The sequence below is a fragment of the Micromonospora sp. ABR4_055 genome (genome assembly GCF_056160425.1).
The window spans coordinates 1-20,457 of sequence record NZ_JBSWXD010000091.1 but is presented as its reverse complement, the minus strand read 5'-3'; the positions used below and the strand labels follow the sequence as shown (position 1 = coordinate 20,457).

The following is a 20,457-nucleotide window of genomic DNA, read 5'->3' as shown; positions in this document are numbered from 1 at the left end:
GTCCGGATCAGGTAGTAGCCAACGGGACGGCTGCTTCTCGCAGCGCCGGCAGGACCACCGCGCCCAGTTGGTCCAGCTGCCGGCTGGGATCCAGCGACCCGATCCGGATCACCACGTGCCGGGTGCCGGAACGCAGGTATCCCAGCAGCCAGTCGGCGCACTCCTCGGCCCTGCCCCAGCCGTACGCCTGAATCCTGGCCATCGTCTCCAACGACCGGCCGTAGTACCGGTGCAGGTAGTCCGCCAACTCAGCCTCGGCCTCGGCCTTGCTGTCACCGATGGTCACCGTGGCGTACAGGCCTGGGGTCACCGCGCCCTGCGGTCGGCCCAGCTCCCGGCAGTGCGCCAGCACCGTCTGCCAGGCCGTGTCGTACGCAGACGCCGTGGGTAGGAAGGGCAGCCACCCGTCGTACCGTTCGGCGACCCGCCGCAGCACCCGGGGGGTGTCGCTGCTGGCCAGCCAGAGCGGCGGTCCTCCGGTCCGGTAGGGCGTGGGCAGCCGGTGCAGGCCGCTCGCCTGCCAGTACCGTCCGGTGAAGTCGACCTGACCGTCACTGCGGCTGGCGCCCCAGGCCGCCCGCCACAGGTCGGCGATCTCGTCGAGCCGGCTGGCGCGGCCGGGGAAGACAGCGCCGACGATGCCGAACTCCTCCTCCGTCTCAGGGATCGGAAATCCCGAGCCGAGGCCGAGAGCCAGCCGGCCGGCACAGGCATGATCAAGGCTGGCGATCATGTTGGCGCCGATCAGCGGATGCCGCAATGCCGGCGTCATAGCGGCCGTACCGAGAGTAACCTGGCTGGTCACGGCGGCGCAGGCGGCGAGCACCACCAGCGGGTCCAACCGCGGCCGCGCCACCAGCGAGTCTCCGGTCCACAACGAGTCGAAGCCCAGCAGCTCGGCTCGCCGCGCGAAGTCAAGGATCTGCGCCATGTCGATGTTGTCGGTTATCGCCTGTTCCCGGGTCGGCAGCAGAACCCCGATCCGAAAGGGCTGGTCGATGACGGACACCTCAGTCTCCTTCCGATGCTGACGAAGCGACTGCGAGGTCGGCAGCGGCCCCGGCGGCAAGGCGTTCCCGGACCAGTCGGCGGAGAATCTTTCCCGACGGATTGCGCGGCAGATCCTCGACAATGTGGTATTCGACCGGGATCTTGTAATCGGCTACCCGACCGCGGAGGAACATCAGCAGCTCGCGACGGGTCGCCTGGCGCTGGGGGCGCAGCACCACACAGGCGTGGACCGCATCGCCCCAGCGGGGGTGCGGCATCCCCACCACGGCGACGTCGGCGACTGCGGGATGGTCGGCGAGCTCCTTCTCGACCTCTGCCGGGTACACGTTCTGCCCGGCCACGATGATGGTGTCGTTGATCCGATCGCCGAGGAAGAGGTGGCCGTCTTCGTCGAGCCGGCCGGCGTCACCCATGTACAGCCAGTCACCAACGAGCGTCTGTGCCGTGGCGTCGGGCAGATTCCAGTAGCCCAGCATTCGGGCTGGGGTACGGATGCACACCTGGCCCGTCTTGCCCGGTGGGACTTCACGGCCTTCCCGGTCCACCACCTTGATCTCGGTGCCCGGGCAGGCCCGACCTGCCGCGCCCAGCAGTCGGCTGCCCGGTACGTGTGCCTCTGGCGGCAGGCAGACCGCCACCGTCCCGGTCTCGGTGCTGGCGTAGATCTGCGCGAACTCGCAGCGGAACGTCTCCAGGCACTGGCGGAGCAGTCCGGCTGAGATCGGCGCGGCGCCGTAGGCCACTTTCCGCATCGACGCGAACGTGTGCGGGCCGACACCGTGTTCGGCGAGCATCATCGCGAGCATGGCGGGAGCGACGAACGTAATGGACACCTTGTACTGCTGGATGAGTCGGACCGCTTCCTGCGGAAGGTACATCCGCATCACCACGTTGGTGGCGCCGGCGTTGAAGCCGTGCATGAACCAACCGATCCCGGCGATGCCCAGACCGGGCAATGAGATGAGGCTGACGTCGTCGGCCCGCCAGTCGATCCAGTCGACCCCTGCGGCACGCATCGCAGCAGGCAGTGTGAAGAAGCTGCGATGGGCCAGGACGACCCCCTTCGGCTTGCCGGTCGTCCCGCTGGTGTAGATCTGTACGACCGGGTCGTGCGGACCGCAATGGTGATGTACGTCAGCGTCCGACGCGTCGGCCAGCCAACACCGCAGTCCCGCACCCGGGTCGTCAGGGTCCTCGGCGTCGAGCTCCACCACCTCGCGAAGCGTCGGAAGATCCGGACGCACCCGGTCGACCACCGGCCGGAACTCACGCTCCACGAAGAGCAGTTCAGCTGTGGAGTCCCGCAGGATGTGGTCGACCTCGCCTGCGGTGAGCCGCCAGTTGACCGGGACCAGCACTGCGCCGATCTTGGCGCCGGCAAGCACCGTCGAGTAGTAGTGTTCCGACTCTTTGCCGAGATAGGCGATGCGGGTCCCCGCACGGACACCGGCCTGGCGCAGCCGGTGCGCAGTCCGGTTGCTGTCCCGGTGCAGCTGCGCGTACGTCAGTGCCCGATCCGCACAGCGGATCGCCACGTGATCGCCGCGGTCACGCGCATGCGCCGCGGACGTGACCGGCAATGTCCACTGTTCAGGCAGGTCTTCCACACAATCCTCCAGAATGGCAGCGGGACCGATCCGCGGGACCAGGTAGGGGTATCGGCCCGGCGGTCAGCCGAGGTACTCGGCGGCGAACCGCCGGTCCAGGAAATCAACCAGCTCCTGTACCGACGGGTGGTCGAAGGTCAACGACGCGGGCAGCGGGATCCGCAGCGCCGATTCCAGGCCACTCTTAATCTCGACTGTCATCAGTGAGTCGAGTCCGAGTGAAACGAACTCGGCGGCAGGGTCAAGTTCACTCGGGTCATCGAGGTGCAATACCTGCGCCACCTTCGCTCGGACCAAGTCGCCGATGGCGGCGCTCCGGTCGACCTCCGGGCTCAGCAACCGCTCGAGCAGATCGCTGCCGGCAGGGCCGGACGGCCGGCCGTCGGAGACACGCGAGTACAGGGCGTTGTCCAGTGGCAGTGCACTCGCGATCCGGTCCCAGTCGTACTCGCCGACCACCCGATGCGCGACCGGTCGGTCCCACAGGTGAGTGAGGGTGTCCAGTGCCCGCGCAGGGGAGAAGAACCGGACGCCGCTGCGGTCGACCTCCTGGCTCAACTGTGCGTCGAGCCGGGCCGACATGCCGACCTCGCCCCAGGCACCCCAGCTCAAGCTGAGACCAGGCAGCCCAAGGGCTCTCCGCCAGGTGGCCAACGCGTCCAGGAAGGCGCTCGCCCCGGCGTAGTGAGCCTGGGTCGCGCCGCCGATGACGGCCGCGATCGAGGAGTAGATCACGAAGAACTCGTGCTCCGGGCAGCTGAGGCTGAGCTCGTGCAACAGCCATCCGCCAAACACCTTGGGACCGAACTGCTCCTCGATCGCCGGCCAGTCGAGCTTCGCGATGAGTTCCTTGCCGACCGCACCCGCCGCGTGCACGAATCCGCCGACCGGGTGCGGCATGCCACGCAGCCGCTCGGCCAGGTCGGCCACGTCTGCCGGCTGGCTGATGTCGGCCGCGAGCACGGTCACCTCGGCCTGTGCCCGCAACTCGGCGAGGATCGACTCCGCCTCCGGAGTCGCTCGCCCGCTGCGGCTCACCAGGACGAGTTGACGGGCACCGCCCTCGACCAACCGTCGCCCAGTCACCAGACCGAGCCCGCCCAGGCCACCAGTGATCACGTACGTCCGGTCCGCCCGGAGACGGCGGAGCCGTCCCGGGGTGGCGGACGCGTCCGCGCCGACGTCGGTCAGGGCCAGGGCCACACTGCCCGGCGCGGCACCGTCCCGGAGCAGTCTCGCCACCTCATCCACTTCGTCTGGCCCGTACCGGATGAGCCCGCCCTCGGCGAGGCGGTCCTGGCCAGCTGAGACGGCGGCTCGCCCGGCCGCGATCTCAACCGCGTCCGCGCCCGGCCGTACCAGGATGGCGTCCGACACATTTATCCGGCTCGCCGGCTCGCCTTCGTAGCTGACCACGACGACGTCTCCTACGCGAAACTCGCGGTCGGCTGGAGCATGCGACACCGTACCCGCGCAGACGCTGCGGGTCAGCTCCGGACCGATTGGCACGACGACATCGACCAGCACCTCGATCTGTCCCGGACCGGGCACGACGGTCGGAGCCGGCGTGATCCGGTACCGCGCCGCGGCACCGGCCGGCGCGTCCGGCCCGGACACGACGAAGCCACCGGGCCAGGGCGGCGTGTTCTCGCCCGGCAGCAGCCGGCGTACGAATCGTCGGCCGTTACGGAACGCGACCTGGAAATCGTCCGGCCGGGGGGTACTCCACTCGCGGACCAACGCAGCCAGGTCGGCGGGATCGGCGAGGTCGGCAGGTATCCCCGACCCGGCGGCAGGCGCGAGATCGACCAGCGTCGCGCGGTACTGCGGATACTCGGTAAGTAGGACCGGGCCGAATCCCCACAAGGAAGCGGCGCAGAGCCCCACCGCCGCCGGCTCGTCGCCGGGGAGCATTTGTGCCCCCCTGGTTACCAGCCACAGCCGGGGTCGCCGCTCGACGGGTGCGGCGTCCAGAGCCGCGATCACTCGTAGCAGTTCACGGTAGTGGTTTTCGGACTGCCGGTGCAGTTCGGACATTGAGAATTCCGTACCGCCGCCGCGCCAGAACCAGGCCACATCGGTGACGCCGGATTCGGCCAGAGCCGCCGGGGCGCCATCGGCCTCCGGTATCACCAGCACCCCCACGCCCTCGCGCGTCCCGGCCTCGCGGAGGGCTTCCGCCAGCGCCGGCTCGGCATTCATGACGAGCACCCGCCGGGTGGCCTCGGTCACCTGCCGATCCGGCTGCGCCCGCAGCCAACTGAGCCGATGGGTGAAGAACCGTTGCCGGGTGGCGTCGCGGAACCCCCACCGAATGCCGTGCAGCCGGGCGGCGAGCCGGTCCCCGTCGAACAGCCACAGGTCGACCGAGCCGAGATCGGTGGCGTCCACAGGAACGCGCAGCCGTGCCTGGAAGCGGATCTGACCGGCTCGCGGCCGACGTAGCACCTGCGTCGTTCCGATCATGAGGGGGCCGGCGGCCGGACCGGCGTCGTGCACGGCCGCTATCCCCTGCAACGCGGCCTCGAGCACGTCGATCGGGAAGAACTCACCAGGGCTCACGCGCCGGTTGGTGAGTCGACCGGCGATCGAGGCACCATCGCGGAGCACCTCTTCCAGCCGCCGCAGCAGCGGACCGTAGACGCGGCCGACCGAGGCCAGGTCCAGGTAGGCGCTGTCACCGTCACGGGACTGCGGGGGCCAGACAGCGCCGGCTTCCACGGCCGGGACCTGCGGCTGCGGTACCTCCTCCGGCCCGACGGCGGTGTCGGCGTCCTCGACCAACGCGGTGAGGTGCTTTATCGGGGCGTCGCCGACGACGCTCAGCACCTCCACCGCCACCGTGCCGTCCGGACCAGTGACGCACCGGGTGTGCACCGTACGCGGCTGCTCGGTCAGGATCAGCGGCGCGTGCAGGACCAGATCTCGTACGACCCCACGGTGCTGACCGAAAAGCTCCTCCTGCACCGCCAGCAGCAACTCGACGTACGCCGAAGCCGGCACGGTCGCTTCCCCGTTGACCACGTGATCTGCCGCCAACGGCAGATCCAGTGACGAGAACTCGCTGGTGAACTCACGGCGCTCAGGCGTACCGGTGTCCCTGCCGAGCAGCGGGTGATGCCCGCTGCCGACCGACCCGGTGGAGCGGGTGGCGGACCGACCCGGGGCGGGCAGCCAGTGCCGCCGCCGCTGAAACTGGTACGTCGGAAGCGACATCGTGGGCTTTCGGCGGTCGTGCAGGCCACGCCAGTCCACCGCGATCCCGGCGCTGTACAGCGCCGCCAGACAGCGCAGGGTCGTTTCGTCGGTCCGGTCGCGCCGGCTGAGGCTGGCTACCCAGACGTGGTCGTCGGCGTTGACGCACTGCCGTGCCTGGGCGGTGAGGACCCCGGCCGGGCCGATCTCGACGATCGCGTGTCGCCCCCGCTTGACCAGGGACCGGATTCCGGACAGGAACTGCACCGGTTCGGCGACGTGCCGGACCCAGTACTCCACGTTTCCGATCTCCGCGAAGCGGGCCGGTGCACCGGTCACGTTCGACACGATGGCGATGTCGGGTTCCTGGAAGGTGATCCTGTCGAGCGCGGCCCGGAACTCGTCGAAGATCTCCGCCATCAGTGGCGAGTGGAACGCGTGTGACACCGCGAGCCGGTCCACCCGGACGCCGCGCTCACTCAGCCTCCGGATCACCTCCTCCAGCGGTCCGACGGCTCCAGAGACGACGCACTGGGTCGGGCTGTTGTGCGCGGCCAGGGCGAGTTCAGGCTGAGCCGCCAACAGCGGCTCGACCTCCTCGATTTCCGCGTGCACGGCGGCCATCCCGCCGGGTCGGCTCACCGACTGCATCAGCCGGCCCCGGACGGCGACGAGGGTCACCGCGTCCGGCAGCGTGATCAGCCCGGCGACCGCCGCCGCCACGACCTCGCCGATGCTGTGCCCGATCAGCACGCTCGGCCGGATCCCCCAGGACAGCCACAACCTGGCCAGGGCCAATTCCAGCGTGAACAGCGCGGGTTGCGTGAGCCAGGTCTGGTCGATCGCTTCCGGGTCCGACGCCTCGTCGAGGAGCAACGCGCGTACTGACCGACCGAGGTGCCCAGCGAACAGTTCGTCGCACTGGTCGACCCAGTTGCGGAAGACCGGGAACCGGCGGTAAAGGGCGGCCCCCATTCCGGCGTACTGGGCGCCCTGCCCGGTGAACATGAACGCCACCTTGCGGATCGGCGCCTTCGGCCGGGCGTCCGGCTGGGCGTCGAGGCCGGCCAGCAGCGTGTCGAGCTGGGCCCGGTCGGCGGCAACGCCCGCGAGGCGTTGGCCGAAATGGGTCCGCCCGACGTTGGTGGTGTAGCAGAGCCGGGCCAGGTCGACTTCGGGCTGTTCGGCGAGCAGCCGCTGGTAGCGCTGGGCGAGCGCGGTCAGCCCGGCGTGGTTCTTGGCAGAGATGGTGAACACGTGCCGGGCGGCGCTCGGCCCAGTGGCCGTCGGCGCCGCCGGCCGCGCGGGTGCCTGTTCCAGTACGGCGACCGCGATGGTTCCGGCGAATCCGAAACTGTTCACCACCGCCCGGCGTACCGGTGCCGACCAGGGTTGGCACTCGGTCGGCACCCGGACCGGATAGCTGTCCCAGGGAATCCGCCCTGACGGGGTCCGCAGGTTCAGGTGCGGGTAGATCGTCGCTGACCGCATCTGGAGGACAACCTTGATCAGGCCGACGATACCGGAGGCCGGCTCCATGTGGCCGAGGTTGGTCTTGACCGAACCCACCAGGACCGGTGACTGGTGGGTACGCGACTCGGCGAACACGTCGTTGATGGCACCCATCTCGATGGGATCACCGAGCGGGGTGCCGGTGCCGTGTGCTTCCACGTACTGGATGTCCGCCGGGCGCAGCCGGGCCGCGGCGAGAGCGGTCCGGATGGTCTGTTCCTGCGCTGCGCCGTTGGGCACGGTCAGTCCAGCGCTGTCACCGTCCTGACCGACCGCAGTGCCCCGCACGACGGCCAGCACGGTGTCGCCGTCCGCGATGGCCGACGACAGCCGTTTGAGGACCAGTACGCCACAACCCTCGGCGCGCACGTAGCCGTCGGCCGACTCGTCGAAGGTTTTGCACTGACCGTCCGGGGCGAGCATCTGTCCGTGGGAGAAGATCACCGGGATCCGGGGGTGGTGCAACGCGTTCACCCCGGCACAGAGCGCTATGTCGCACTCGCCTCGACGCAGTCCGCTTGCCGCCAGATGCAGAGCGGTCAGTGACGACGAGCAGGCCGTGTCCACGCTGAGGCTGGGTCCCCGCCAGCCGAGGAAGTACGACAGCCGGCCGGACAGGGGAAACATCGTGATTCCCGACGCGAGATGACCGTCGAGTTCCGCGTAGGGAATCTCGCTGATCTCCAACGCATAGTCGATCGAGCTCGCTCCGACGTAGACTCCACCGTTCCCCCTGCGCAGCGGTGTCGGATCGATGTTGGCGTTCTCCAGTGCCTGCCAGGCGGTCTCGAGCAGCATTCGTTGCTGCGGGTCGATGTACTGGGCCTCCTTCGGCGATATGTTGAAGAACCCGGCGTCGAAGTGGTCGATCCGTTCGAGGAACCCGCCGCCGGTCGTATGGATCTTGCCTTTCTCCCCCGGCGCGGCGGGTGTGAAGGCCGCCACGTCCCACCGGCCGACCGGCAGGGGCACTATGCCGGACCGCCCGTCGCGCAGGAATGCGTCGAAGTCGTCGAGCGAGTCGCAGCCGCCTGGGAATCTCAACCCGACGCCGACAACGGCGATCGGCTCGTCCAGGTCAGCCGACCGCACGGCGGCGGTGGACGGGGCGACGGTGTCGGTCATCGGGCGACCTCCGCGTCCCGGCGTTCGGCGTCGCTGCGCTCGGGCGCGTCGAGTTCGCGCATCAGGTAGTCGGCCAGCTGCGCGATCGTCGGCTGGTTGAACAGCACCCGAGTGTCGATCTGCAGGCCCAGGCGCCGCTCAAGTGTCCGGCGCAGCTCGATCAGGCTCAGGGACGTCAAGCCGAGTTCGAAGAATCCGCTCTCCAGCGGGAGATCGTCATCGCTCTCCATCAGAAGTGCCGCTTTGAACTGATCGAGCACGAAGCTCTCCACCGCATCCCGTCGCTCGGCGAGCGGGAGCGCGTGCAGTGAAAATTCGTCGGGCATGCTCTGGCCACACCTTCGTCGTAGACGCCCGCAGTCGCGGGTCCGGCGGATCGGGAGACGTACGGGATCAGGTGCCGGCGGATCCGGTCGCGACCGGCAAGGGACGTCGGGCGGGTTCGCTGACCTCGTGCAGGAACGACGCGACCTCGCGGTACGACTCGAACAGAGTCACCTCGCGGTACGGGATGTCGTGCTCACCGCAGTAGCGCTGCACGATCGGCCGGCACCGGTTGAGGTTCATCCGTGGCATCGTCGGGAAGAGGTGATGCTCGACCTGGTAGTTGAGCCCGCCGTAGAGGAAGTCGACCAACGGGGACGGACGGATGTTGCGCGAGGTCAGGACCTGACGTTCCAACCAGTCCAGCGACTCCTCGCCGGCACGCACCTCCATGCCCTTGTGGTTGGGCGCGAAGATGAGGCCGAAGTAAACGCCGAGGACGGCCTGCTGCACCACGACGAAGGCGACGGCCTTGACCGGCGACAGGACGACGAACAGCAGCCCCAGGTAGACGGCCATGTTGGCCAGGATGAGCACGAGTTCCTGCACCGGCTGGCGGAGATTCCCATTGAAGACGGCGAGCAGCGAGGTGCGCCGCATCTTGTAGCCCTCGAAGATCAGCAGGACGAAGAAGAGCGTGCGTTGGTGGCGAACCACGAAACGGCCCCACCGGGTGCGGGTCGCGTACTGGCTCATGTCGAAGATCGCCGTACGCCGGCCGATGTCCGGATCGAGGTCGATGTTGTTCGGGAAGCTGTGGTGGCGGTTGTGGTGGTTCACCCACCACCCGTAGCTCACGCCGTTGACGAGGTTCGCGTGGATCAGCCCCATCGCGGTGGCCGCCCTGCCACGGAACATGGCCTTGTGCCCGGCGTCGTGCCACATGAACGCACTCTGCGCACAGCTGAGACCCATCCAGGCCGCCACCGCCAGCTGCCACCACGAGTCGCCAATCAGAAAGAACGCCACCAGACCGGCGCCGAACATCGCCGCGTTGAAGGCCAATCGTGCGTAGTACCGCTTCGGCGCGAGATCCAGCAGCCCGGCGGCGCGGACCTCCCTGGCGAGTACCGCGAAATGCGCACCCACCTCACTGGCCGTCGCTGAAGCGGGATCGGCGCCGACCAGGCCGCTTCTCGCCGGCCCGGCGCCGGTGGCCAGATCTTGCTGGTTGGCCTGCATGGATCATTCTCCTTCCTGGATGCGAACCTGCTCATGAGCCTGCTGCTCAGCGCTGACCGACACCTGACCGGACGCTGACTGAGTGCGCTGGACGGGCGCTGCTGCGCCTGAGACGAGTAGTGCCCGCGACGGGTTGCGGCCGGTGCGGGCCGGCAACGGTCAGGCTCGAGCGACCAGAACCGCCGCGTTCTGGCCGCCGAATCCGAGCGAGGTGCTGAGCGCGATATCGAGTCGCAGCGGGGTCGGCTTCTGTGCGATATCGATGTCGAGCCGTCCATCGGGTTCATCGAGGTTGGCAGTCGGTGGCACCATGCCGCGTTCCACCGCCAGCACTGTGAACGCGGTCTCCACCGCGCCGGCCGCACCGAACAGATGGCCGGTTACTCCCTTGGTCGAGGTCACCAGCGCGCCCCGGCCGACCACCCGGCGCAGCATCTGTGCCTCCACCAGGTCGTTCAACGGAGTCGCGCTGCCATGGGCGTTGACGTGCTCCACCTCACTGGGTGCGATTTGGGCGTCAGCCAGAGCGCCGCGGACCGCGGCCTCGGCTCCCCGTCCCTGAGGATCCGGGGACGTCACATGGTGGGCGTCGGCGCTGGCACCGAAGCCGGCGATCCGCGCCCGGACCCGCGCCCGGCGGGCCTGGGCGTCGGCGAGCCGTTCGAGCACCAGCACACCCGCGCCTTCGCCGGCCACGAAGCCGTCCCGGGCCGAGTCGAACGGACGCGACGCAGCGGACGGGTCGTCACAGCGTCGTGACAGCGCGCCCATCTGTGCGAACCCGGCCATCACCAGCGGGGTCAGCATGGCCTCACCGCCGCCGGTGACGACGATGTCACAGCGCCGCAGCAGCAGCAGGTCTCGGGCGAGTCCGATCGCGGTCGCACCGGACGCGCAGGCCGTGGCGACCACCAGGCTCGGACCGGTCGCGCCGAGTTCGATGGAGACCTGGCCGGCCATCATGTTGGGTAGCTGCCTCGGCAGCAGCAGCGGCGAGACCTGTCCGGCACCTTCGGTGAGCAGGACGCGGTGCTGCTCCTCGACGGTGCCCGGACCACCATCGGCACATCCGAGGACCACCCCGACCCGTGCACCGTCCCAGTCGCGAACGTCGAGTCCGGAGTCAGTGACCGCCTCCTCGGCCGCCAGCACCGTCAGCTGAACGAACCGGTCGAGGCGCCGGGCCCGCCGCGGTCCGAGCATCCGGTCCGCCGCGAAGCCCGGCACCCGGCAGGAGATGTCCACCGGGCAGTCGTTCAACAGCGGATCGGTCTGCGCGGTCGGCATCCCGGCGCACACCCGGTGCCAGTTGGCCTCGACTCCGATACCGGCCGGACTGACGAGGCCCAGCCCGGTCACCGCCACGTCGCAGGTGGACATCAGACCCTCGTGCTGCGGGATTCGACGAGATCGCGGACCGCTCCGATCGTCCCTGCCTGAATCAACTCGTCGTCGGAGACGGGTACTCCCAGTTCCTTATCGATCACCAGGCTCAGCTCGACCATGTCGAGCGAGTCGAGCTCCAGGTCCTGGAACGTCATCTCTGGGGCGAGCGTTGTCCGGTCCAACTGGAACTTGCGGGCGATGATTTCCGTCAGCTGCTCGAACATCGGTATCTCCCTAAGGTTGATCTTGTTCGGTGTTGGTGCCCCGGATGCCCGGGACGATGGGGTGTGGCTGATCAGGCGTCTGCCGCACGGTGGCTCGGAAGGAACGGCCGCCCTGTCGTTCTGGACGCCCTGACCACCGATTCAGATCTGATGCGGACCGTCGCTGTTCAGGGACCTGTTGGCGCAGTTGTCCACGGAGCTGACCCGCCTGAGATCGCACCACGAGGACCTGATGGCCGACTGGGTCCGCAGCGTCAACCGGCTGCGTGACATGCTCACCGGGATCTTCCCCGCACTGGAACGCGCCTTCGACTACTCGACGCGCTCCGCGTTGAACCTGCTCACCGGCTTTCAGACCTCGCAGACAATCCGCGACGCCGGTCTCGCGGGCATCGAGGAGTTCCTGCGCGAGCAGCAAGCCTAACCCAAGGGCATCTACGATATGGCCGCCACCGCCCTGGCCGCAGCCGAGCAGCAACTTTCGCGACCGCCCGGTGAGGCCACCACCGCGGTCCTCGTCGCCCGGCTCGCCCAGCAACTGCTGGACCTGGACCGGCAGATCAAGGACATCGACAAACTGATCACCAGCCAGTTCCGGGCACACATTCAGATTCCTTCTGCTGTTCGGTCCGTCGCACAGCGAGGCATGTATCCGCCATGGTCAATCAACGATTGACCGGTCAGTAACCGAAGCCGTGCGTCACAGGCCAAGTAAAGGTGGTCGCGCCCCAGGTAAGGCCACCGCCGAAGGCAGCGGTCAGCACCCGAGCACCGGGGTCGAATGCCCGTGCCGCCGCCAATTCTGCGATCAGTAGCGGAATGGACGCGGCGGCCGTGTTGCCGACGCGTTCAATGTTCGACGCGACTCGGTCCATCGGGATCCCGAGGCGTTCGGCGATCGCGGTGCAGATCCGCGCGTTGGCCTGATGCGGCACGAACCAGTCGATGTCCGCGGGATCCCAGCCAGCCTGCTTGAGGGCGGCCAGCGCGGCGTTCGACGTGCGTTCGACGGCATGCCGGTAGACGTCCCTGCCACGCATCTGGAACCAGAGATCCTCCGAACCTGGCAGGCGTCCTGTCGATCGCTGGGCCGACCCACCACCGGGGATCATGATCAGTTCGGCGAACTCGCCATCGCTACCGAGTACGCAGGGCCCGAGGGCACCCGGTTCCGCAGCGGACCCCGCGCGGAGCACCACCGCCCCGGCGCCATCGGCAAAGATCACGGCCGCCTGCCTATCAGTGGGATCGACGATCGTGGAGAACGCGTCGGCCCCGACGACCAGGACTCGGTCCGCCGTGCCGGTCGCGATCTGCCCGGCAGCGCTGTTCAACGCGTAGAGAAACCCGCTGCAGACGGCCGCGACGTCGTGCGCGGCCACGCCACTGAGCCCGAGCCCGGCGGCAACCTGCGGCGCGGTGGCCGGACACAGCCGTTCCGGGGTGGAGGTGGCCACGATCACCGAGTCCACGTCGCCGCCGGCGGACTTCAACGCCGCCGCACCCGCTTCGATGGCGAGTGCCGCAGTGCCGACCCCTGGGTCCACGACATGCCGGCGGGCGATGCCTGTCCGGCTGCGGATCCAGTCGTCGGACGTGTCGAGGTGGCGAGCGAGTTCCTCGTTGGTGACGATCCGGGGCGGCACCCAGGATCCGACGCCGGCGATCACCGCCGACCGGGTCGTGACCGGCGCGCCGGCCATCCGCCGGGTACGGTGTCGACTCCCGCTCATACCGGCAGCCCCAGCACCGGCAGCGCATCGGTCAGGCCCATGTATCGCAGCCGTACCGCCGCCATCTCGTCGGTCCAGCGCTCCGCAGTGGCGTAGCGTTCAGCCGGTGTGGTGTCCAACAGCCGACGGCCGGGCCACACTTCGTAGTCGCCCACTATGTCGGCATACTGTGCTAATCCTTCCTGGAACAGTGTCTCGCGCCGCATGATGTAGGCCTCCTCCGGCAGGTCGTCCCATAGCTGCCGGCCTTGCCGAAGGATGTCCAGCAGGCGCGACCGGTAGTCCGGATGGGCCGCGAGATGATCGCGCAGGATCGAGCTGCCGACGCTGAGGTGCCGGATCTCGTCGATGGAGGCACCGCGGGCGATCTCACTCGCGGCCGGGTCGAGCACCTGCCACTTGCGTTCACTCAGCTCGGCTGCGGGTGCCAACACCCCTTCGATGACAATGGTGAAGATCGCGACGCCGCCGATGAAGTCCCCTTCGTCGCGCACCGTCCGGGTTGCGAACTCCTCGACCGGGTCCAGGATCTCCCTGGTGTAGTCGGCCGACATCTTGGCGATCGTCGCCTCCAGGTCCTCCTTCGCCAGGCCGAGCTCGACCAGGTGGTTGCGGAACACCATGGCGTGCCGTGCCTCGTCGACCAGCTGCGTCGTGTAAAACTCCAGCTCCGGCACCCCCGGTGCCTGGGCGACGTAGTGGGCGAGGATGCGGGTCGCCTTCTCCTCCGCGATGGACCGGTAGCCCAGCTCCATCACCAGCGCGTCCCGAAGCGGTCCTGGCCGCAACATGTGCTCAGGCGTGGCCGCAGTCGGCAGGTGCCCGGTCTCGGCACGTCCGCGCAAGGTTCCCTGCGCGACAGCCGAGAGCCAGTACGCGAGATTGCACTGCTCGGCGGTGAGGTTGAGATTCATCGCGCCGTCGAGCAGGGTCGGCGCGTCGTCCCAGTCCGCCTCGGGCGGCACCGTCCGGGTCATCATCGGCTCCTTCACCTCTGGATCGGTTTGGTGCGGCACCGGCTGCCGGACGCGTTGGAACGTCCGGCAGGTGCCGTCGGGTCCTACGGCTGCTGCCTGCGGCCGCTGTGCTGGCCCGCCGCCTGGCTGTCCGTGTCGTCGCTACGGCTGGCCGACGCTGGCGAGACCAGGGTCATGGTGGTTACCTCGTGCAGTCGGCCCGCGTGGTTTAGCAGTGGCCGGCCTCTTCCGACCGAGCCGCCCGTGACCTCGGCAAGGAGCAGCTCGTGGTCGCCGGCGTCGACGATGCGGACCAGCCGGGCACTCAGCCAGGCCAGCGCGCCGACGATGAAGGGCGCACCGCTGATCCGGTCCGGCTGCCACGGGACATGCTCGAACTGCGCCCGGCCGTGGGGGCGGCGCGGGTCGGAGAACCATTTCGCCGGTTCTGCCTGAGTGGCGTCGAGAACACTGACCGCGAACGACCGGTGGGCCTGGAGCAGACTGAGGAACTGCGAACCCCGGTGTAGGCAGAGGCCAACCAGCAGGGGATCCCGCGACACCGCAGTCAACGAGCTGACGGTGACGCCGTGCATGGCGCGACCGGTGTCCACCGCCAGAACCGCAACCCCCGATGCGATCTGGCGTACAGCAGCCCGGCTGCGCCCGGCCTCGGCGTTGCCGGGCATCTGGTCCGTCGCCGGATCGTCCCGCTGGTTCGCCGCCGGATCGGCCAGCCTGGTTCTGCCGGTCCGCGCCTCAACGCTGTTCACTTCGACGATCCACTATGGACGACGAGCGGCTCAGGTGCAGTGTCGGCTTTCGAGCGACCCGGCGACTGGATCGAGTCGATCAGCTTGGCGTAGAGGGGATGAGGAACCGGCTCGAACGGCATTCCGAACGGCTTCAGGAAGTTGCCGAACAAACCACGGTCACCGAAAAGGTGGAACGGAATGACCAGCAGCGCCCACTCCGGCCCGATGAACAACATCCACAGACCCACCACGACAGCCTGGGTGATCAGGCTGTGCATGACGTTGTAGAGCACGTAGTACACCTTCGAAATCTTCTTCGAATTGCTGCGCCGGTAGGCGATGGCCCCCGGCAGGTAGCCGATCAGATCGATGTAGAGAAACAGCGCGATGGCCGGCAGCCAGCGAATTTCGTCCCAGTGCATGACAAGCAGCACTGCGCTGACCACGAAGCCAACCAGATATTCAGCCCGGTGTAGTCGAAACGTGTTCGGAGTTTCGAACGGATTTTTCTGATCCATGATCTACCTCTCCAATCAGGTCGATGCGACCGACGTCGGCCCCAGTCCGGGTACTTCCAGGCCACCGCCAAGGCGAACCTCATCGAACATCCCCACAACGACCCAGGCCACCGTCTCCCTGATGACCCGTTCAGCAATCGGATCGAGGATCCCCTCCAGGCTCGGGATGCCGAAGTCAAACTCTGCGGAGAACTGCAGCTGACAACCGTCGGCGACATGATCGAACGTCCAACGCCCGTTGAATACGTCGAAGTCGCCGTCGGTCTGGGCGAAGTCGACGATCAGCTCGTCGCGACGGAAACACTCTTCCTCGGTCCAGCGGAGCAGCCCACTACGGAAATGCAATTCCCAGCTCGAACTCCCGGTCAGTTCGGGCAGGGTCTGATGAACTACTGTCGACTCCACATGTGGCGCGAGCTCCGGATAGCGCTCGAAGCGGACCACGCCGTCGAACACGGTCTCCGGCGAAACTCGGGGAATAAAGGCTGAAAGCCCTACTTCACGCACGATCAGTAACCACCTTCCGGCATACGGGCACGCTTGTCCACGAGATCGCGGGTCGCACCGTCCAACGCTTCGAGAAGAAAATTGACGTCCGAGTCACTCAGGATCGCGGGCGGCGTGAAGCGCACGACCGAGCTGCCGTTCATCGAGTGGTTTCCGACGATCCCGTGGTTGAACAGCTCGATGAGCAGTTCGCCAGCAAGTCCGGCTTCCACCAACTCGATGCCGATCAGCAGCCCTTCACCTCGTACGTCCACCACCAGCTCCGGGCAGTTGGCCGTCACGATCCGGCGTATCTCGGGCAGTAGGCGATGCCCGATCTCCATCGCCCGCGTGACCAGCCGCCCCTCTTTGATCGCCTGAATGGCACCGCGCACCGCGGCCATCAGCACAGGCGCGCCGGAAAAGGTGCCGGTGTGCAGGTACGGATCCTTGTCGAAGGGGCGGAAGGCGTTACGGCTGGCCAGCGCCGCGGAGACCGGCAGCAGTCCGCCGCCGAGCGCCTTGCCGACCAGCAGCACGTCGGGTACCACACCGGCTAGGTCCGCCCCCCACCAGTGGCCGAGCCGGCCCATCCCGGTCTGCACCTCGTCCAGGATGAGGAAGCCCTGGTAGCGCTGACACAGCGTGGCCACCCTGCGCAGGTAGTCCGAGGGCGGAATGATCACTCCACCCTCACCCTGCACCGGCTCGACGATGAAGCAGACCTCTCCTGGGTGGGCGGCGAGTTCGCGTTCGACCGCCCCGGTGTCGCCGTAGGGGACCCGGGTCACTCCGGGCAGCAGCGGCTCGAAAGGCCTGCGGTAGACCTCCTTTCCGCTGGCTGACAGGGCTCCCATGGTCTTGCCGTGGTAGCCCTGGTGCGTGGCGACGATACGACGCTTACCGTGACTGCGAGCCAGCTTCAGGCCGGTCTCGACAGCCTCCGCACCGGAGAGCGCGAAGTGCACACGGTCCAGGCCCTTCGGGGCCACGGAGATCAGCGCCTCCGCAGCGGCGGCGACGGTCGGCTCGAGCAGGATCCGGGTGGCGATGGGATGGCGGTGCAGTTGCTCTAGGACGGCGTTCATCACCGTCGGGTGCCGGGCACCCATGATGAAGACGCCGTAACCGCCGCAGTTGAGAAACCGTTCGCCATCGCTGGTCTCCAGCCACGCGCCGGACGACCCGACCTCCATGTGTGACCCGAACAGTTCGGCCAGGGTCGCCCTCCCCTTGCTCAGGTGAGCCCGGTAGAGATCCAGAGTGCGCCGTTCGGCGCCGGCGCCGGGCAGTTCGACAGCTGGTCCGACCATGGTCATGCCGTTCACCTCCGATCGTTGTTGTCCGCGCCGGTCAGGACAGCACCAGCGGCCGGCCTGCGAAGTAGTCGACCAGCGGCTCAGCCGCGCTGGCCTGCGATGGCGGATGGAATGCCAGTGGCCGGGCCGCAGCGGTCAAGTAGGCGTCGTCGCTCGACGTGATGAAGGACATGCCGCCGGACAGTTCGACCGCGAGATCGGTGGCCTGCCGGATGGCGTCCTGGGCCGCGTACCGGGCGATCAGGACCGCCGCCACCGCCTCGTCTCCATCGACGCCATCAAGGACTGCTCGGGCCACTCCCTCGACCCCGGCGATCGCCGACTCCAACCGGATCGTCATCCTCGCCCGGTCGGTGACGGATCCGCGGCCGTTTGCAAGCACCCGTTCGACGAGTGCGCTGGCCGCCCCGAGATAGACCGAGGTAATCATCAGCTCGAACCAGACGAAGCCGGCGGTTTGCAGATCGTCGAGCCGGTCCGGGTCGTCCGGTGCGGTCCGGATGACGAGGTCCTCCGGCACGTGGACGTCGGCCAGTCGCACCTCGTTACTCTCGGCGCCGGCCAGCACGTACGTCGACCAGAACGGGTGCACTGACACGCCGGGACTGTCGGCGGGTATCAGCAGTACGGCGAGGCTCGGCCGGCCGTCCACATCCGGCACCGCCGCGCTGGCGGTAAGCAGATCCATCGACGTCGACAGGCTGCACGGCTTCTTGCCACCACTGACCAGGTAGCCACCGGACACCGGACGGGCACTAACGCTCGGCGTCAGGATGTTCGCATTCGGGCGGCCCTCGGCCCAGCCCGAGGCCATCAGCAACCCTTCCGGCGCCATCCTGCCCAGCAGCGACAGCTGGGTCCCGGTGAGCCGGCCGGCTGTTCCGGCCAAGGCGAAGAGCATCGCGGCGGTGAAATGGTGCATCGTCACAGCCGCCCCCAGAGACGGTGTGTACGCCGAGATGGCGCGGATCACCCGGACGGCGTCGAGCGCGTCGGCGCCCGCGCCCCCGTACGCCTCAGGTACCAACAGCCCCGCACCACCGTGGGCCCGGTACGTCTTGATCGACGTGGCCTGAGCGGATTCGTGGACGGACAGCGAGGTGTCGGCGAGCGCTCCGCACAGCCCTGGATGGAACTTCTCGCATGCTGCGCGCGCGATGTCGAGAGACCGCATTCGGTTTCAGCTCCCCCTGTAACATGTGTCCGGTGTGGATGACTAGTCTCCGACGCCGAGCCCGGACGGAGTTCACTCGCCGAAGACAGCGGTCCGCGGCCGGATGCCATCAGCCAGGCTCACACCTTGCAGGTGCGACGTCTTGAGGATGGGATAGTTGGCCTCGCCGAACGCGCCGCCGGTCAACCCGGTGCCGCCGTGGCTCGGCAGGTATGGCAGGAACCCGATGTGCGAATCGTTCACCTTTAGCAAGCCGCCGTTGCGCGTCCGGTTGACGAACGTATCGACGACCCGCTGGTCCCGCGCCCACAGCGAATTGCGCAGCCCGTAGCGGTTGGTGTTCACGAAGTCGACGAGACCGTCAAGCAACGCCTCGTCATCGGCGGCTTCCGGCACCACCACGGGGATGAGCGGGAAGAAGGTCTCGTGGGTGACGACGTCGAACCGTCGCGCCCCGGCCAAACCGTCGACCCGCACGACCGTCGGTTCGAGGAAGACGCCGGTGTCCGATGGGGTCCCATCGAGTTCGATCCGCCGCCCGCCGCAGACGAGTTCGGCACCGGTGTCCAGCGCCTGCCGCAGCAGGCGGAAGAAACGCTCACTACGCCGTACCGGCGACAGCAGCACCCCAGGGTCCTCAGGGTAGCCAGGGCGGAGGTCGGCAACCTGCCGGATCACCTCGGCCAGCAGGTCGTCGGCGATCGCGGGGTGCGCCAACACGTAGTTCGGAACCATGCAGATCTGACCGGAGCCGTAGAAGCACTCGGTCACCGCTTCAGCGGCCATCGGCAGGTCGGCGTCGCGCCAGACCACCAGGCCGTCGTTGCCGGCCAACTCGAGCACAGGCTTCTTGCCACGGGTCACGCACTCGCGCTCGAACCGCAGGCCCTCCTCGCTACCGCCGAAGTAGATGACGTCGTTGACGCCCGGGTGCGCCAACCACCGGTCGATCGTCTGCTGCGGCCTGCCGCAGACCGCATTGAGCGTGCCCGGTGGCGCGCCGACCTTGCGCAGCAGCGGCGCGATCAGCTCGCGCACCACGTACATGGTGCTTAGTGCGATACTCCTCGGCGCCCGTACGACGACAGCGTTGCCCGCCATCAGCACCAGCACCGCGAGTGCGGCGCTCGGTGCCGGGGCGTTCTGCGGGGGATTGATGCACACCACCCCATCCGGACTTCGACGGACGATGAGGCGCCGGGGTCCGTGATTGAAATCGGCCTGCATCTGCTGGCGGTACCACGAACAGCTTTCTTCACTGTAGACCTGCTCGAGACAGGACAGCTCCCACTCGGCCAGCTTCCGTGGATGCGCTTCCGCCATCAACAGCTCAAGGAGGGTCTCGCGGTTCTCCCGCAACTGCGCCAGAAACAGCTCGCCTAGACGCATCCGGTCGTTCAGCGGAACAGCCGCCCATTCCTCACTGGCACTGACGGCAGCGTCGACCGCCGCGTCGATGTCCGCTACTTCCGCCACGGCGACGCGGCCCACCACATACGGGTGCAGCGCGGTCGGCGAGTCCGGATTCTGCTCCAGCGCGCGCTTTACACTGATACTGGTGAATACATCCTCCAACAACGACCTGGAACTGACCGTGTACACCCAACCCGCACCCGGCACGTCGCGATCACCGATATACGATGCGTAACTGCGCACCGGCGCCGGTGACAGATCACTGGGCAGGTCCCTGTTTCCACCTTCGGCTTCCGGAGGCACGGCATTGACATCACTGGCGATAGCCACTCGATTAGCTCCTCGAGCCATTGGCAAGGACGCCGCTTCAGGCGTCCTTAATCAGTGAGACAAGCAAATATTGCCAGCACTCCCTGACGGCTTGCTGATAACCGCCTGACCGACCACACCAGGAGGACTTCCCGAAAGGGGTCCGCCGATCCGGAACCGAGCCCTGTCGATGTGACGTGGCGTGACGGCCCGGGTGTGATCAACTCG

Annotated in this window: 17 protein-coding genes; 2 read left to right on the top strand and 15 right to left on the bottom strand. The window is 67.8% G+C overall.

Annotated elements, in window-relative coordinates; genetic code table 11:
* Nucleotides 1-7: 7 nt before the first annotated feature.
* The 7 genes from ACXAHD_RS20305 to ACXAHD_RS20275 form a co-directional block, all read right to left on the bottom strand.
* Nucleotides 8-1,009: an LLM class flavin-dependent oxidoreductase gene (locus tag ACXAHD_RS20305; protein ID WP_281551215.1), complete on the bottom strand. Its 1,002-nt coding sequence runs from the start codon at nt 1,007-1,009 to the stop codon at nt 8-10.
* A 1-nt stretch (nt 1,010) separates the two neighbouring features.
* Nucleotides 1,011-2,618, bottom strand: coding sequence for a long-chain-fatty-acid--CoA ligase (locus tag ACXAHD_RS20300; RefSeq protein ID WP_475052499.1), 1,608 nt, complete (start codon nt 2,616-2,618; stop codon nt 1,011-1,013).
* 63 nt (nt 2,619-2,681) lie between these two features.
* A complete protein-coding gene (locus ACXAHD_RS20295) occupies nt 2,682-8,450 on the bottom strand; it encodes a type I polyketide synthase (RefSeq protein ID WP_475052497.1) in 5,769 nt (1,922 codons plus the stop codon).
* Nucleotides 8,447-8,776 (bottom strand): acyl carrier protein, encoded by a 330-nt coding sequence (locus tag ACXAHD_RS20290; protein ID WP_281551218.1) that lies wholly within the window; start codon nt 8,774-8,776, stop codon nt 8,447-8,449. The genes ACXAHD_RS20295 and ACXAHD_RS20290 overlap by 4 nt, the downstream gene beginning before the upstream one ends.
* Before the next feature lie 67 nt (nt 8,777-8,843).
* On the bottom strand, nt 8,844-9,956 hold the full coding sequence (locus ACXAHD_RS20285) for a fatty acid desaturase family protein (RefSeq protein WP_281551219.1): 1,113 nt from the start codon (nt 9,954-9,956) through the stop codon (nt 8,844-8,846).
* A 159-nt stretch (nt 9,957-10,115) separates the two neighbouring features.
* Nucleotides 10,116-11,336, bottom strand: coding sequence for a beta-ketoacyl-[acyl-carrier-protein] synthase family protein (locus ACXAHD_RS20280; RefSeq protein ID WP_281551220.1), 1,221 nt, complete (start codon nt 11,334-11,336; stop codon nt 10,116-10,118).
* Entirely contained in the window at nt 11,336-11,566 is a 231-nt protein-coding gene (locus ACXAHD_RS20275) for an acyl carrier protein (protein WP_281551221.1), read from the bottom strand. Before ACXAHD_RS20275 ends, ACXAHD_RS20280 begins: the two co-directional genes overlap by 1 nt.
* Nucleotides 11,567-11,798: 232 nt before the next feature.
* Here ACXAHD_RS20275 and ACXAHD_RS20270 point away from each other — a divergent pair, with 232 nt between their 5' ends.
* Nucleotides 11,799-11,990: a hypothetical protein gene (locus ACXAHD_RS20270; protein WP_281551222.1), complete on the top strand. Its 192-nt coding sequence runs from the start codon at nt 11,799-11,801 to the stop codon at nt 11,988-11,990.
* 18 nt (nt 11,991-12,008) lie between these two features.
* Nucleotides 12,009-12,242, top strand: coding sequence for a hypothetical protein (locus tag ACXAHD_RS20265; RefSeq protein ID WP_281551223.1), 234 nt, complete (start codon nt 12,009-12,011; stop codon nt 12,240-12,242).
* A gap of 4 nt (nt 12,243-12,246) precedes the next feature.
* Here ACXAHD_RS20265 and ACXAHD_RS20260 read toward each other — a convergent pair whose 3' ends face one another.
* The 8 genes from ACXAHD_RS20260 to ACXAHD_RS20225 form a co-directional block, all read right to left on the bottom strand.
* Nucleotides 12,247-13,299, bottom strand: a complete 1,053-nt coding sequence (locus tag ACXAHD_RS20260) for a beta-ketoacyl-ACP synthase III (protein WP_281551224.1) — start codon at nt 13,297-13,299, stop codon at nt 12,247-12,249.
* Nucleotides 13,296-14,276, bottom strand: a complete 981-nt coding sequence (locus ACXAHD_RS20255; protein ID WP_281555679.1) for a ferritin family protein — start codon at nt 14,274-14,276, stop codon at nt 13,296-13,298. Before ACXAHD_RS20255 ends, ACXAHD_RS20260 begins: the two co-directional genes overlap by 4 nt.
* 83 nt (nt 14,277-14,359) lie before the next feature.
* Nucleotides 14,360-15,028 carry a flavin reductase family protein gene (locus ACXAHD_RS20250; protein ID WP_289213473.1) on the bottom strand — a complete coding sequence of 223 codons (669 nt, stop codon included), beginning with the start codon at nt 15,026-15,028 and terminating at the stop codon, nt 14,360-14,362.
* Nucleotides 15,025-15,528 carry a hypothetical protein gene (locus ACXAHD_RS20245; protein ID WP_281551226.1) on the bottom strand — a complete coding sequence of 168 codons (504 nt, stop codon included), beginning with the start codon at nt 15,526-15,528 and terminating at the stop codon, nt 15,025-15,027. The genes ACXAHD_RS20250 and ACXAHD_RS20245 overlap by 4 nt, the downstream gene beginning before the upstream one ends.
* Nucleotides 15,529-15,543: 15 nt before the next feature.
* Nucleotides 15,544-16,035, bottom strand: coding sequence for a type II toxin-antitoxin system RatA family toxin (locus ACXAHD_RS20240; RefSeq protein ID WP_475052491.1), 492 nt, complete (start codon nt 16,033-16,035; stop codon nt 15,544-15,546).
* Nucleotides 16,036-16,037: 2 nt separating this feature from the next.
* Nucleotides 16,038-17,333, bottom strand: a complete 1,296-nt coding sequence (locus ACXAHD_RS20235; protein WP_281551228.1) for an aspartate aminotransferase family protein — start codon at nt 17,331-17,333, stop codon at nt 16,038-16,040.
* Nucleotides 17,334-17,367: 34 nt separating this feature from the next.
* Nucleotides 17,368-18,507: an acyl-CoA dehydrogenase family protein gene (locus ACXAHD_RS20230; protein WP_281551229.1), complete on the bottom strand. Its 1,140-nt coding sequence runs from the start codon at nt 18,505-18,507 to the stop codon at nt 17,368-17,370.
* 72 nt (nt 18,508-18,579) lie between these two features.
* Nucleotides 18,580-20,250 (bottom strand): aldehyde dehydrogenase family protein, encoded by a 1,671-nt coding sequence (locus tag ACXAHD_RS20225; RefSeq protein ID WP_281551230.1) that lies wholly within the window; start codon nt 20,248-20,250, stop codon nt 18,580-18,582.
* Nucleotides 20,251-20,457: the final 207 nt, after the last annotated feature.

Bases quoted from the DNA above. Each gene is read 5' to 3' on its own strand.
- ACXAHD_RS20295 (WP_475052497.1), bottom strand. From the start codon at position 8,450: ATGACCGACACCGTCGCCCCGTCCACCGCCGCCGTGCGGTCGGCTGAC.
- ACXAHD_RS20290 (WP_281551218.1), bottom strand. From the start codon at position 8,776: ATGCCCGACGAATTTTCACTGCACGCGCTCCCGCTCGCCGAGCGACGG.
- ACXAHD_RS20285 (WP_281551219.1), bottom strand. From the start codon at position 9,956: ATGCAGGCCAACCAGCAAGATCTGGCCACCGGCGCCGGGCCGGCGAGA.
- ACXAHD_RS20280 (WP_281551220.1), bottom strand. From the start codon at position 11,336: ATGTCCACCTGCGACGTGGCGGTGACCGGGCTGGGCCTCGTCAGTCCG.
- ACXAHD_RS20275 (WP_281551221.1), bottom strand. From the start codon at position 11,566: ATGTTCGAGCAGCTGACGGAAATCATCGCCCGCAAGTTCCAGTTGGAC.
- ACXAHD_RS20270 (WP_281551222.1), top strand. From the start codon at position 11,799: ATGGCCGACTGGGTCCGCAGCGTCAACCGGCTGCGTGACATGCTCACC.
- ACXAHD_RS20265 (WP_281551223.1), top strand. From the start codon at position 12,009: ATGGCCGCCACCGCCCTGGCCGCAGCCGAGCAGCAACTTTCGCGACCG.
- ACXAHD_RS20260 (WP_281551224.1), bottom strand. From the start codon at position 13,299: ATGAGCGGGAGTCGACACCGTACCCGGCGGATGGCCGGCGCGCCGGTC.
- ACXAHD_RS20255 (WP_281555679.1), bottom strand. From the start codon at position 14,276: ATGACCCGGACGGTGCCGCCCGAGGCGGACTGGGACGACGCGCCGACC.
- ACXAHD_RS20245 (WP_281551226.1), bottom strand. From the start codon at position 15,528: ATGGATCAGAAAAATCCGTTCGAAACTCCGAACACGTTTCGACTACAC.
- ACXAHD_RS20235 (WP_281551228.1), bottom strand. From the start codon at position 17,333: ATGACCATGGTCGGACCAGCTGTCGAACTGCCCGGCGCCGGCGCCGAA.
- ACXAHD_RS20230 (WP_281551229.1), bottom strand. From the start codon at position 18,507: ATGCGGTCTCTCGACATCGCGCGCGCAGCATGCGAGAAGTTCCATCCA.